Origin of the sequence: Thermococcus piezophilus (assembly GCF_001647085.1) — an archaeon.
GTDB classification, from domain to species: Archaea; Methanobacteriota_B; Thermococci; order Thermococcales; family Thermococcaceae; genus Thermococcus; species Thermococcus piezophilus.
On record NZ_CP015520.1, the window covers coordinates 301175 to 314183 of the forward strand.

Annotated in this window: 15 protein-coding genes and 2 pseudogenes; 11 read left to right on the top strand and 6 right to left on the bottom strand. The window is 51.9% G+C overall.

What is annotated here, in order from left to right; translation table 11 throughout:
• Entirely contained in the window at positions 1-762 is a 762-nt protein-coding gene (locus A7C91_RS01665; RefSeq protein WP_068664338.1) for an ABC transporter ATP-binding protein, read from the bottom strand.
• A gap of 229 nt (positions 763-991) precedes the next feature.
• Complete coding sequence (locus A7C91_RS01670) at positions 992-1678, bottom strand: diphthine--ammonia ligase (protein ID WP_068664340.1); 687 nt, start codon at positions 1676-1678, stop codon at positions 992-994.
• A gap of 100 nt (positions 1679-1778) precedes the next feature.
• On the opposite strand from A7C91_RS01670, the pseudogene A7C91_RS01675 reads away from it, so the two are divergent.
• The 6 genes and pseudogenes from A7C91_RS01675 (at position 1779) to A7C91_RS01700 (ending at position 6217) form a co-directional block, all read left to right on the top strand.
• Positions 1779-2759: pseudogene (locus A7C91_RS01675) on the top strand (NTP transferase domain-containing protein).
• Positions 2760-2802: 43 nt separating this feature from the next.
• Positions 2803-3951 (top strand): inositol-3-phosphate synthase, encoded by a 1149-nt coding sequence (locus tag A7C91_RS01680; RefSeq protein ID WP_068664342.1) that lies wholly within the window; start codon positions 2803-2805, stop codon positions 3949-3951.
• Positions 3952-4014: 63 nt separating this feature from the next.
• Entirely contained in the window at positions 4015-4617 is a 603-nt protein-coding gene (locus tag A7C91_RS01685) for a DUF4443 domain-containing protein (protein WP_068664344.1), read from the top strand.
• Between the two features lie 4 nt (positions 4618-4621).
• A pseudogene (gene pyrF / locus A7C91_RS01690) lies at positions 4622-5253 on the top strand (orotidine-5'-phosphate decarboxylase).
• Positions 5254-5256: 3 nt separating this feature from the next.
• Complete coding sequence (locus A7C91_RS01695) at positions 5257-5775, top strand: RNA-binding protein (protein ID WP_068664346.1); 519 nt, start codon at positions 5257-5259, stop codon at positions 5773-5775.
• A 1-nt stretch (position 5776) separates the two neighbouring features.
• Complete coding sequence (locus A7C91_RS01700) at positions 5777-6217, top strand: FAD synthase family protein (protein ID WP_068664348.1); 441 nt, start codon at positions 5777-5779, stop codon at positions 6215-6217.
• Between the two features lie 72 nt (positions 6218-6289).
• Here the strand turns inward: A7C91_RS01700 and A7C91_RS01705 are convergent, their stop codons facing one another.
• From A7C91_RS01705 to A7C91_RS01720, 4 genes are all read right to left on the bottom strand, one after another.
• Positions 6290-6631 (bottom strand): CopG family transcriptional regulator, encoded by a 342-nt coding sequence (locus A7C91_RS01705; RefSeq protein ID WP_068664350.1) that lies wholly within the window; start codon positions 6629-6631, stop codon positions 6290-6292.
• Positions 6618-7388, bottom strand: a complete 771-nt coding sequence (locus tag A7C91_RS01710; protein ID WP_068664352.1) for a ParA family protein — start codon at positions 7386-7388, stop codon at positions 6618-6620. The genes A7C91_RS01705 and A7C91_RS01710 overlap by 14 nt, the downstream gene beginning before the upstream one ends.
• A 38-nt stretch (positions 7389-7426) precedes the next feature.
• On the bottom strand, positions 7427-8671 hold the full coding sequence (ftsZ, locus tag A7C91_RS01715) for a cell division protein FtsZ (protein WP_068664354.1): 1245 nt from the start codon (positions 8669-8671) through the stop codon (positions 7427-7429).
• Positions 8672-8736: 65 nt separating this feature from the next.
• Entirely contained in the window at positions 8737-8928 is a 192-nt protein-coding gene (locus tag A7C91_RS01720) for a ribbon-helix-helix domain-containing protein (protein ID WP_068664356.1), read from the bottom strand.
• Between the two features lie 210 nt (positions 8929-9138).
• Here A7C91_RS01720 and cgi121 point away from each other — a divergent pair, with 210 nt between their 5' ends.
• The 5 genes from cgi121 (at position 9139) to A7C91_RS01745 (ending at position 12620) form a co-directional block, all read left to right on the top strand.
• A complete protein-coding gene (gene cgi121, locus A7C91_RS01725) occupies positions 9139-9546 on the top strand; it encodes a KEOPS complex subunit Cgi121 (protein WP_068664358.1) in 408 nt (135 codons plus the stop codon).
• Between the two features lie 84 nt (positions 9547-9630).
• Positions 9631-10809 (top strand): aminotransferase class I/II-fold pyridoxal phosphate-dependent enzyme, encoded by a 1179-nt coding sequence (locus tag A7C91_RS01730; protein WP_068664360.1) that lies wholly within the window; start codon positions 9631-9633, stop codon positions 10807-10809.
• A gap of 11 nt (positions 10810-10820) precedes the next feature.
• Positions 10821-11084: a TMEM165/GDT1 family protein gene (locus A7C91_RS01735; RefSeq protein ID WP_068664362.1), complete on the top strand. Its 264-nt coding sequence runs from the start codon at positions 10821-10823 to the stop codon at positions 11082-11084.
• Positions 11085-11098: 14 nt separating this feature from the next.
• A complete protein-coding gene (locus A7C91_RS01740) occupies positions 11099-12304 on the top strand; it encodes an MFS transporter (RefSeq protein WP_068664364.1) in 1206 nt (401 codons plus the stop codon).
• Positions 12294-12620 (top strand): hypothetical protein, encoded by a 327-nt coding sequence (locus A7C91_RS01745; protein WP_068664365.1) that lies wholly within the window; start codon positions 12294-12296, stop codon positions 12618-12620. The genes A7C91_RS01740 and A7C91_RS01745 overlap by 11 nt, the downstream gene beginning before the upstream one ends.
• Positions 12621-13009 lie beyond the last annotated feature (389 nt).

A 13009-nucleotide genomic window follows, 5' to 3' on the forward strand; every position in this document is an offset into this window, starting at 1 on the left:
CTAAAGAGTCTCCTTAAGGGCCTGGACAACTGCGAAGACCTCAGCTTGACTCTCCGTCAGCTTGAGGAACACATCCTCCAGGCTCTCCTCGTGGGCGAACTCTTTGAGCTCATCCACCGTCCCTTCAGCTATTATCTCGCCGTTGTAGATGACCCCGACGCGGTCGCAGAGCATCTCCGCGAGCTGGAGGACGTGCGTCGAAAACACTATGCTCCGCCCCTCGTCCTTGAACTGGATGAGGAGCTCCCTCAGGATCCGCGCGCTCCTGGGATCGAGGCCGTTCATGGCCTCATCGAGAATGAGTACCTTGGGGTCGTGGAGGAGTGCACTTATGAGGGAGATCTTCTGTTTGGTTCCAAAGCTGAGCGAACCTATGAGCTCTCCGAGATATTTTTCGATGCCGAAGGCCCTGGCAAGAGTGGTTACCCTCTCCTCAAGCTGCTCCCGTGGAATCCTCCTCACGCTGCCGATGAAGTTGAAGAACTCAACTGGGGTGAGGCTCTCGTAGAGGGCTGGAGTTTCCGGGACGTAGCCGGTTATCTCCTTTACACGGAGCGGGTTCTCACTAACGTCGATACCATCCACCAGAACCCTGCCGGAAGTGGGTTTCATTATTCCAGCGAGAATCTTCAGGGTTGTTGATTTTCCACTCCCGTTGGGCCCAAGGAGACCGTATATCTCGCCATTTTTGACGGTGAAGCTTATTCCCCTAACCGCGCGCGTGGCGCCGAAGCTCTTAACTAGGTTCTCGACTTCAATCACACCCCTCCCCCAACTAAAAGCCGAGCGATCTTTAATAAACCTTGCTGGTTGGATGACTTTCACTGAAGAAACTCTTAAAATAGGAGATAGCTAGAATTGCATAAAATCCAAACCTCCGTATGGGGCTTAATTTCTTTTCTCATTACTATTAGTCAATCGGGTTGAAACTATGGGAGCAAAGCACTTGGAAAACAGATGAAAACAAAAGACAGACCCAGAAAAGCCCAAATCATTTCTGAGCGTCCTTCCACTCCAAATGAGCCCTCTTGACAATCAGCGTTCCAGAATAGCTGCACTCGTCCCACCGCTTCTCTACCTCGTCGAAAACGACCCTAGCTTTGAAAAACGGCGCATCCCTCACGAAAGTCTCGAACTCGCCCCCCTCGCCAGCGACGTGGATGCCGTACTTCTTGTTAATCTTGATGAGCTCTTCCAGGGCTTTCTCGTCTACTTTCCTGCCAAGCCATTTCTCGTCGAGACCGTAGGCTGAGACTCCAACAAAAACGACGTCAAAAATCTCAATTATCTCCCTCATGTAGTCGACCGGGTCTCTGTGCCACGCCGGAGCAAAGCTCTCCAGGCCAAGCTCCCCAGCAACCCTGTCCACTCTTTTCTTTTGATACTCGCTCGCCAAAGCCCCCGCAACAACGCCGTCTATCCTAAGGCCCTCAAGAACCTCCTTCAGGTCTTCCACTTCCTTCTCCTTCTCACCGCTTGTGAAGCCCTTAATGAGGGGAATCCCTATCGCCTTCGCCTGGAGCTCTGTGAGATGTATATTCGGCACGTGGTACATGTAGCTGTCTTCCCTCTCGCTCACCATCGAAACGAGGTATTTTACCTCAAATCCCTGCTTGAGGACCCAGTAGAGGGCGTAGTTGGAGTCCTTTCCACCGGAATAGAGCACTGCAACGCGCATCCCCCTCACCCCAAAATCTTAAATTACCTGTAGTTAATTTAATCTTAGATTCTAAGGACCTCTCAAAGCGCTCGATGGGAACTTTAAAAAGGTGATGTTAATGGTGCCAAAGACAGCAGTGGTTCTCGCGGCTGGCCTGGGAAGTAGGATGGGCAAAAAGCCTAAGGGCCTGCTCAAGGTGGCCGGCAGGGAGATAATTTACCGAACGATGAGAACGCTGGAAGAGCTTGGAGTTTCCAGGTTTGTCATCGTCACTAATACCCAATATTCGAATCTCTACAAAGAGTTCGTCGAGCGAAATGGCTTCAACGCCGAGATAGTAATCAATCCCGAGCCGGAGCGGGGCAACGGCTACTCGCTTTAATAGCCGACAGAGAACCAAAATAGGCCAATGTTGAAGAGGCCACCAAGGTCAGGGTGGAAAGCGACAAAGTTGCTAAGATTGGAAAGGACCTCCACGAGTGGGACGCCGTTGATACTGGCTTCTTTGTGCTAGGCGAGAGCATCTTCGAAGTTACTTCAGCGCTTGCTAGTGAAAAGGAAAGCTTTGAGCTGAGGGAAGTCGTTGAAGGGGCCAAGTTGAAGGTTACCTTCATCGACGGCCTCCCCTGGATAGACGTAGATATGCCAGAGGACGTAAAACGCGCGAGGACTCGACGGCGGTGACGGGGAGCTCGCGAGGGCCCAGCTGAGGACGAGCAGGCTTGGTGGCTACGTAGACTCGCTCCTCGACCGCTACGTTGACGGCTCCTTTTTGGCCCTCCTAGCCTATTCGACCCTCAGGGAGCCCATCTGGTACCTCGTTGCGCTCTTGGCCATCCTCGGCTCTGTGCTGGTGAGCTACTCTACCGAGAGGTTCAAAGGAGCCTTCTGCAGGGACGCTTACAAGGAGGTTCCTGTCCTCAGAAGGCTCCCTGGAAAGAGGGATGAGAGAGTCTTCCTGACCATGCTCTTCCTCCTCTGGCCCTCGACCTTGTCGGTCAAGACCCTCTTTGCGCTACTCGCCATACTGACAAACGTCCGGGTTGCCCTGACAGCGTACCTCTTGGCCAAAAAAGTTTGGCAACCAAAAACTATTTAACTACTGTAAAATATTTGAAAACAACAAAAAGGAGGTGGGTGAAATGGTCAGGGTTGTGATACTCGGACAGGGCTATGTCGCAAGCATCTTCGCGAGTGGACTGGAGAAGATAAAGGCCGGAAAGCTCGAGCCCTACGGCGTCCCCCTTGCCGACGAGCTCCCGATTAAGATAAAGGATATCGAGATAGTTGGCTCTTACGACGTTGACAAGGCCAAGGTCGGAAAGGATCTCTACGATGTTGTCAAGTCCTACGACCCCAAAGCCCCTGAAAGCCTCAGGGGAATACCCATCAGGAAGGGTGTCCACCTTGGAAGCCTCAGGAACCTTCCGCTCGAGGCAACTGGCCTCGACGACGAGATGACCCTTAAGGAAGCCGTTGAGCACCTCGTCAAGGAGTGGAAGAAACTCAAGGCAGAGGTCTTCGTCAATGTCTGTACCACCGAGGCCTTCGTCCCCTTTGAGGGCAAGGATGAGCTTGAGAATGCCATAGCCGAGGACAGAAAGGAGAGGCTCACTGCCACCCAGCTCTACGCCTACGCCGTCGCTCAGTACGCCAAGGAAGTCGGAGGAGCGGCATTCGTCAACGCGATTCCCACCCTCATAGCCAACGATCCGGCCTTCGTTGAGCTCGCCAAGGAGAGCAACCTCGTCATCTTTGGCGACGACGGTGCCACTGGTGCAACCCCGCTCACCGCCGACGTACTCAGCCACCTCGCCCAGAGGAACCGCTACGTCTTGGATATAGCCCAGTTCAACATCGGTGGAAACCAGGACTTCCTGGCTTTGACCGACAAGGAAAGGAACAAGAGCAAGGAGTTCACCAAAAGCTCCATCGTCAAGGACCTGCTCGGCTACGACGCACCGCACTACATCAAGCCGACTGGATTCCTCGAGCCGCTCGGCGACAAGAAGTTCATCGCCATGCACATCGAGTATGTCAGCTTCAACGGCGCCCACGATGAGCTCGTAATAACTGGAAGGATAAACGACAGCCCTGCTCTGGCCGGCCTGCTCGTTGACCTCGCCAGGCTCGGCAAGATAGCCCTCGACAAGAAGGCCTACGGAACCGTCTACGAGGTCAACGCCTTCTACATGAAGAACCCGGGACCAGTAGAGAAGGGCAACATTCCAAGGATCATCGCCCACGAGAAGATGCGCATGTGGGCCGGTCTCGAACCCAAGTGGCTCTGAGCCTTTCTCCATTTTCCAATAAAGTTTTAATCTCCTTGCCATACTTTTCTCGGAGGGAAGCCGATGAGCTGGAAGAGGGGAGCCTATCCAGAGTTCACGCTTGAGGATGCCGTTGCGATTCTGTTCATGCTGAGAAACCCCACGGGTAGAAAAACTATTTCGGAGATTCTCGACCTTGGAGAAGGAAGTGTTAGGACCCTCCTGAAGAAGCTCGCTAATCTTGACATTATCGAGTCCACCCAGAGGGGACATGTCCTCAACGAGAAAGGCATGAGGCTACTTGGAAAAATTTCAAAACACTTCTCCGAGGTTCATAAGGTGGGAAAAATCGATGGTTACCTAGCCTACGCCCTCGTCGTTAGGAACCCGCCGGAGTTCAAGAGTATAGAGCTCCGCGATGAGGCCATAAGGTTTTTCGCCAAGGGAGCTATGATACTGCTCATCAGGAATGGAGAGCCTGTCTTTCCGGAGGACGGAAGGTCCCTAAGTGAAACCATGCCCGAGCTGGCGGAGAGAATAACCCAGACCTTCCAGCTTGGGGAGGGCGACCTCGTCGTGGTGACGTGGGCGGAGAGGGAGCCGGATGCAATGAAGAGCGCCTATCACGTTGTGGTTTTCCTGAAGGAGAGCGAGCTGCCAGAGGACATTAAATCACTCGTGAGGTGAGGAAATGAGCAGGCTGATCCTCGCCCTCGACGTTTATGAACGTGAAAAGGCCCTTGAGATAGCCGAGTGCACCGCTGAGTACCTCTGGGCTGTGAAGGTGAACTGGCCTCTCATAATAGGCTCTGGGCTAGGCATCATCACCGAGCTTAAGCAGGTTACTGGGCTGCCAATAATAGCCGACCTCAAGTTAGCCGACATCCCGAACACCAACAAGCTGATAGCAAGCAGGGTCTTTGAGGCAGGAGCCGACTACATTATAGCCCACGGCTTCGTTGGGAGGGACAGTGTTGAAGCCGTCATGGAGCTCGGGAAAACGATAATGGTCGTCGAGATGAGCCACCCGGGAGCAAAAGAGTTCATCCAGCCAGTGACGGATAAGCTAATCGAGATGGCCAACGAGCTGAGACCCTTCGGCGTCATAGCCCCCGCCACGAGGTCCGAGCGCGTCGCGTATATCCTCGAGAGGCTAGAACCAGAGATTAAATTACTCACCCCCGGCGTCGCGCCCAAGGGGGAGATGCACGTGCAGTTTTAAAGGCTGGCGCTGACTACATCATAGTCGGGAGGAGCATCTACGCGAGCGAGAATCCAAGGGAGAGCGCCAAAAGGCTGTACGAAGAGATTGAGGAGGTGTGAGCCATGGAGCTGAAGGTCAAGTACCCCCTTAGCAAGAAGGAGATAAAGGAAACCATCCGCGAGATGGGTGAAATTTTCGGTGAAGAGGTGGCAGAAAAGCTTGTGAGAAAGAAGGACCGGGTTGAACTGGCGGAGTTCGACAAGACTACAGAGATAATTCTCGTCAACGGCAGGCCGACGTTCATAAGGCGGAAGGGCCTCATCTTTCCGCTCGTCATAGCGCTCTACGAGTTGTCTAACGAAGAGGATTTGAGAAAGTGGAGGAGAAGAGTCGTCGTTGACGCTGGAGCGGTTCCCTTCATCCTGAAAGGGGCAGATGTTATGGCACCAGGCATAACAGACGCCGACGAGGGAATTAAAGAAGGGGATTTCGTCTTCGTCGTTGAGGAAGACTACGGGAGGCCTCTGGCCATAGGGATAGCACTAATGGACGGTAAGAATATGAAGGAAAAACCCAAGGGCAAAGCCGTGAAGGTAATCCACCACGCCAAGGACAAGATTTGGGAGCTGACGGTGGGATGAAATGGGAAAGAAGATAAGGGTGCTCGTGGGCGGGGTCTTCGACCTCCTTCACGTCGGTCACATCCACTTTTTGAACCAGGCCAAAAGTTTAGGCGATGAGCTGGTAGTTATAGTCGCCCACGACGAAACTGTTAGAATGCAGAAGCGCCGCAACCCGATAAACCCAGCCGAGGACAGAGCTGAACTCCTGAGGGCTCTGAGGATGGTCGATGAGGTCTACATAGGCACCCCCGGGACGATAGACTATGAGCTAGTGAAGAAAATAAACCCAGACATCATAGCAATCGGGCCGGACCAGAGGTTCAGCTGCGAGAGGCTCAAGGAAGAGCTGGAAAAGCATGGCATCCGGGCCGAGGTCATAAGGATTCCATACCTCTACAGGGACGACAGGGCAAAGACGAGCAAAATAATCCAGAGGATAGTAGAAACCTACTGCGAGTGATTGCACTCTGATTTAATCCCAACGGGGTTGGGGCCCCGATTTTAGCGGGTTATTCCACGGGCTTGATTAACGTTAGAGTTTGAACTTCTCCATGTACTCCCTCAGGAACTCGGAATCCTCCCTCCTGACCGCGCTCATGAGCTCGTCGAACTTCTTCTCGCCAAGGGCCTGCTTGAGGTAGTAGTATAGGTTGACGGCATCTTCGACGATAATGCTCTGCCTCCTGCCCTCTTCTCCGTAGAGCTCGATGAGCTTCCTGTTTATGTCGAGGCTTATGTAAAGGGTCTTCTGCTTCTTTTCCTTCTTTAGGTCCATAGATTTGGCCCTTTCCTCCTTCCTCTTGGGCTTTGACGGCCTGGTGAGCTCGTTAACGGAACCATCAAAAAGCTTTGGGATTTTATTATTCCTCGACAAGTTCAACCACCTCTCTGGCGAGCTTTGAAAAGGCCTTTGCGGCCCTGCCACCACCCTCAAACTCGAATATGCTCAACCCCATACCCTGTGCCTTTTCGAGTGCTATCGCTTTCGGGATCGTGGTCAGGATCGGTGCGTCGGGGTAGGCCTCCTTCAATTCCTTGAGACGGGTCTTAGGAACCTTGGTCTGGCGCGTGAACTTGTTGGGAATCAGGCCGAGGAGCTTGAGGTTTTCGTTGGTTTCTTCCCGTATCATGCGCATTAGATTGAACATGAGCTGCATTCCGATGACGCCGAAGTAACTCAGCTCGAGCGGGATGAGAACGTAGTCGGAAGCGGTGAGCGAGTTGACGAGGAAGATGCCCATGCTTGGCGGGTTGTCGATGAGCACGTAGTCATAGTCGGGCAGTATAGGAGTTAAGGCCTTTTCAAGCCTTCTCTCGCGGTTGTAGGCGTTGATTATCTCTATTTCCTTGGCAGAGAGGTTAAGGTGCGATGGTATAAGGTGGAGGTTCTCCTTAACCTCCACGATGGTTTCCTCGACGCTGCTCTCGCGTGTCATTATTGTTCCGACGTTGTTCCCCTCATAGTTGAGCACTTCCATGCCGATGAGCCCAAATGTGAGATTGAACTGCGGGTCAATGTCTACCAGAAGAACGCGCTTCTCCATGGCGGCGAGCGCGTGGCCGAGGTTCATGGTGAGCGTTGTCTTCCCTACCCCACCCTTTTGGTTGGCTATGCTAATCACCATTGCCATTAGAATCACCTGCCTAAAGGTTAAAAAGTGGAAAGAAATCATGTGAAGTCTATAAAGCCGTCGAGAACCCTCTTCGCGTAGGGTGGAAGGCCCTCCTCGTTCTTCCTCCCAATGATGGCACTGAATATCTCGTTGAAGTCCTTGCCCTTTGATGGGAACGGCTTGATATCTTCTGGTGCTATAAGGTTATCCTTTTCGGTGCCAATACGGAGGGCCTGCTCACCGCCGAATATCTGCGGTGATTTGACTCCGGTCATGATTACCATTGCACGAACAACTTTACCCATGTCCTCGTCTATCCTTGCACCCCATTTGATTTCCGACTTCTCACCGAGCTTCTCGTAGACAACGTCCATGGCAGCGCTTATCTCGCCAAGGCTGACATCAGGACCAACGGTAAAGTGGACAAGCGCCTTATCGCCGCTCCCGAACTCGACGTCGAGCATCTTGTTCTCTAGGGCATTCTTGACGGCATCAACGGCTCTGTTGCTGGAGTCGCTTTCACCTATTCCAATGAGGGCCGCCCCACCGTTGTGCATGACGCTGTAAACATCGGCGAAGTCAATGTTAACCATCGACGGGAGCTTTATGGTCTCCGTGATTCCCTTAACCATCCTGGCGATTATCTCATCGGCGAAGCGGAAGGCGGCGTTTATCGGAAGTTTGGGAACTAGCTTAAGGAGCTTGTCATTCTCGATGATTATGACAGTGTCCGAGTAGTACATGAGGGCCTTTATGCCCGCCTTGGCCTTCTCGATCCTAATCTTACCCTCGTTCCTGAAGGGGAACGTAACGACGCTGACGACAAGCGGTTCCCTAAAGCGACCGTTGTGCCTCGCGCGCTCCTTGATGACCTTGGCAACGACTGGAGCAGCACCCGTGCCCGTGCCGTTACCCATACCGGCGGTTATGAAAACCAGATCAGCATCACCTATGGTCTCGGCAATCTCGTGGGCGCTCGCTTCGGCAGCACGGTAGCCCATCTCAGGATTTCCTCCAGAACCCTTACCATGGGTTATCTCCTTACCCAGAAGGAGCTTCTTGTGAGCTTTGGTCCTAGCGAGATGCTGGGCATCGGTGTTCATGGCTATAAGCTCAGCACCCTGGACACCAAGCTCATAGAGCCTGGTTATCGTGTTGTTTCCAGAACCACCCACACCCACTATGACTATCCTTATCAGATCCTCAAGGTTCTCTTTGGAGAACCCATCAAGCTTCGCTGTTTTTGGCTCATCATCCAAATCCAGTTTAATTCCAGCCTGCTCTAGGAGCTTAAATACCATGGCCCCAACCCCCTCGGTTCATAGGCAATTACATTGAAAGTTAGTTTAAACGTGATTTCAGCAGCTTATTTCATGATGTAATCTGGTGTTGAACGTTCCTCGGTCTCGAGCTGGTACAGCTCCTTCTTCAAAAGCTCGCGAATTGCCTCCCTGATTACCTCACTCCTGTTGGGATAGACTCCCTTTCTAACAAGCTGATCCATGGCGTTTATCAAACCCTGCGGGAGCTGTACACTAATGACGCGCATCTTGCTCATCACTGCACCACCTAGTCTAATAAGCTGCTAAAATAAGTAGTGCTTTAATTAGTTAAATACTTTGCGCTTGCTTAATATTATCAGCATATTATAATTTTCAAAAAATTTTAAAAAAAAGTTTAAATGAACAAAAAATACATTAATCCTCGAAAAGACGGGGGAGAGAAAGGGTTTTAACGTCGAAAATTTCAGCTAACTTTGGGTGGCTCGATGAGAAAAATAAGGGAGAACCTCTACATTGCAAAAGTTCACGTGAAAAACGCAGATAAGCTCATCCCCAAGCTGGGCGGGGACTTTCAGATCGTTTACACCGAATGCTGGGAAGCGGCGGCATTTGCAGCACTCTTAGCCATCCGCTCATTCGAAAGAGGTAAAAACCACGCAAGAACCCCAAGTGGTGAGCTGCTCCTCCGCCTCGCCGGAACCCTGCAGATAAAAGACGCCATAGCCCAGCACGGAGTTAGGAACGGGGAGAATTATCTCATTGTCTTTGGAAACCGCAGCAGGATGGAGGCCATTATTCGAGAGCTGGGCCTGAAAGAGCTGCCGATGGACGACTGTGATAAAGAAAAAGTGAAAACTTTTTTTGAAAAAGCAGCACTTGTTGAAGTTTTATAGGGGCCATATGACTATTTTCTGTACTCCCTCTAGGATAGATTTATAAAATCCCTTCCTCATTTTGGACTGCTTGGGGTGGTGCTCATGAAGTATAAAAAGCGCAAGTACTTCCTTGCGGGGCGTATAAACCTGATTCAACGCTCAAAGATCAGAGAGCTTTTCGAAAAGGCTTCAAAGATGGAAAATGTCATTTCCCTTGGCATCGGCGAACCCGACTTTGACACGCCTGAAATCATCAAAGAGGCCGCAAAAAGGGCCCTCGATGAGGGATACACCCATTACACACCCAATGCGGGCATTCCAGAGTTCAGAGAGGCGATAGCCGAATACTATAAGAGCTACTATAAGGTAGACGTTTCTCCAAATGATATAATCGTTACCGCCGGAGCTTATGAAGCTACATATCTCGCTTTCCAGACGCTCCTCGAGAAGGATGACAACGTTATCATTCCAGATCCGGCTTTTGTATGCTACGTTGAGGATGCCAAGATAGCAGAAGCGGGAATAATCAGGATTCCCCTCCGTGAGGAGAACGAGTTCCAGCTTAACCCAGACGAGCTCGTCGAGGCCATAACCAAGCGCACGAGGATGCTCGTCATCAACTACCCGAACAATCCTACCGGAGCCATACTGAAGAAGAAGACTGTAAAGGCCATAGCCGACATAGCCGAGGACTACAACCTCTACATCCTCAGCGACGAGCCCTACGAGCACTTCCTCTATGAGGGAGCAAAACACTACCCGATGATAAAGTACGCCTCAGACAACACGATTTTAGCGAACAGCTTCTCCAAGACTTTCGCCATGACGGGCTGGCGCCTCGGATTCGCCATAGCCCCGACCCAGGTAATAAGAGACATGATAAAGCTCCACGCCTACATCGTCGGAAACGTCACCTCCTTCGTCCAGATAGCAGGGATAACCGCCCTTCGCGACAAGCGCAGCTGGGAAGCCGTTGAAAGAATGCGCCAGACCTACGCCGAGAGAAGGAAAGTCGTTCTCAGATACCTCAACAAGATGCCACACATAACACCCTTCAAGCCAAAGGGTGCTTTCTACATATGGGCAAAGATAGATCCGGAGCTAGACATGAGCAGCGAGGACTTCGCTGAGTGGCTTCTGGAGAATGCCAGAGTTGTCGTCATACCCGGAACGGCCTTCGGAAAGGCCGGCGAGGGCTACATTAGAATCAGCTACGCCACCAAGAAGAGCCAGCTAATCGAGGCAATGGAGAGGATGAAGGCAGCCCTCTTAGAACTATGATGGTGAAGGTAATGGACGGAATACTCGCGGTTTTTATTGCAATTTTTCTTGCTGAACTGGGCGACAAGACTCAGCTTGCCACCATAGCTTTTGCCTCCAAGTACGGCTGGAAGACAGCCTTCGTCGGTGCAATTTTCGGTCTCACGGCAGTCACCCTCATCGGGGCCTTTCTGGGCGACAAACTCGGAGATGTTCTCCCCCTCGATGTTGTCCACAAGGTAGCCGGAGGGCTTTTCATTCTTTTCGGGGTGCTGATGATACTTGGAAAGCTGTAGGGAGGAGAGATAGCATGGATAAACGGTGGAAATCAGTTTTGTTAGATACCCTCGTCATGACGGCTGGATTCGGAACGCTGAGCATGATGGCAGTTGCGAAGCCCGACGTTATGGCTCACTTCGGAATAGATGCTAATACCTACGAGTGGCAGCACATAGCTTATGTTTTCGGTCTTTTCATCGCTTTTCTCCTCGGTCATACTAAGATATATAAAGGCAGCTTCAAGAGGAGCGTTGCCATAGCCCTGAGCTGGGCCGCGATAACCCAAGCACTCATCCCCCTCGCACCGAACTGGTACGTTGTCGTCTTCTTGAGATTTATCCAGGGTTTTGTCGTCACCCTTGTCCCCCTCTTCAGCACTCAGATAGCCCACTTCTTCGTCGCCGAGAGACCCTTTGCCAAGGGCATAATTCTCTCGGGCATCTTCTGGGGAGGGGTCTTCGGAAGCATGAGCGCCAAATACGCGGTTGAAGCCCTCGGCTGGAAGGGTGGGTTCTGGAGCACGGTTCTTATTATGTACGCGGTTCTCGCCATCTGGTGGCTTCTCACTGAAGACTTTGAGATATCCCACAAGAGTGAGACAACCACCAAGGTCAACGTCTGGAAGATGAAGTTCACATGGGTGCTCGGTTCCACATTTTTCCCAGCACTGTGGGTCATATTCACCATCGTGGGTTTCTCTGCTTCCCTCGGTTACAGCATGGGGTGGACTAAGGACCACGTGGCAACACTCAGCACGAGCCTCAACATATCCAAGGCCCTTTGGTCAATAGGCATGGGCTACATCGGCTACATGCTCTCAAGGAAGAACCCAACCGCCAAGGGACTCTTCAAGGCCATCGTCCAGGTCATGATATTTTCCTATGCTATCTCCTTCATAGGACTTGTCATCTACGCCAAGGCCATGCTCGACGGCAACTACACCTTAGCGCTCGCCTCTGTTGTCCTCATTGGGGCCCTCCAGGGAACTGGCCCGGCGTTCTGGACGAGCGCCCCGGCGACATATCCAAAGAGCATCTTCCCGAAGGCCTCGTTCGCCCTCGGGCTAATCTCCAACTCGGCCAACGCTGTGGCACCGACCGTTACGGATATATTCGCAAGGCAGAGCACCACACTGGCCCTAGGGGAGCTGGCCTTAATGCCGCTCCTCGGAATCCTGACCCTTATAGCAGTCTCAAGAATGAAGCTCCCCGTAGAGGAGCTAGGCGATGCGGCCTAAAACGGTTGTCTTTTCCTTCTTTTTAATTCTCTCGGTGTATTTCTACGGCATGGCCGCTATAAGCGTTGGGGAGAAATACACATTCTGGGGCTTTCTGATAATCGCAACAATTCATCTGGCCTTTTCCTACGGCATCAAAAAGGGCCACGAGCCCATTGTGGACGCCTCCCCGCACATAGCGCTTCTCGATTTACTCTTTGGCCTCCTGTGGGTTCTCATAGGCCTGTCAGTTCCAGCGGTAAGCTTAACGCTGCTCTCAGCACTGGCACTTTTCATACTCCTGGATGAGGAGGTTAGAATGGAGCTGAAGAGCTGAACGACACTTCTGCCTGTGCATCCTGAGACTGTCGTCTCAGTCCCCAGGCTCCGCCGAATGAAGGTTGATCAAAGAGTTATCTTCTCAAATCCATGAGTTTAACGTGAGCTTGACTTAAAAGCTAGCGAATGAAGAGTCCTGCGAAGTTAGTACGTGAAGAAAAATGCACGAACCCCGTCAATTCCTCCAGCAAAGTGGAGAGGCTAAGACAACAGTCTTAGAACGCGAAGGTGAACAACCTTTGCCTTCGCATGTTGAGACTTTCGTCTCAACACGTCGGGAAGCTTCGCTTCCCACGAAGGCGGACCAAAGTTGTGACTGCTCGATAAATTGGCCATTTAACGGTGTGCACTTTCTTCAAACTCGTCCGTTAAGGGGGATTTCATGAT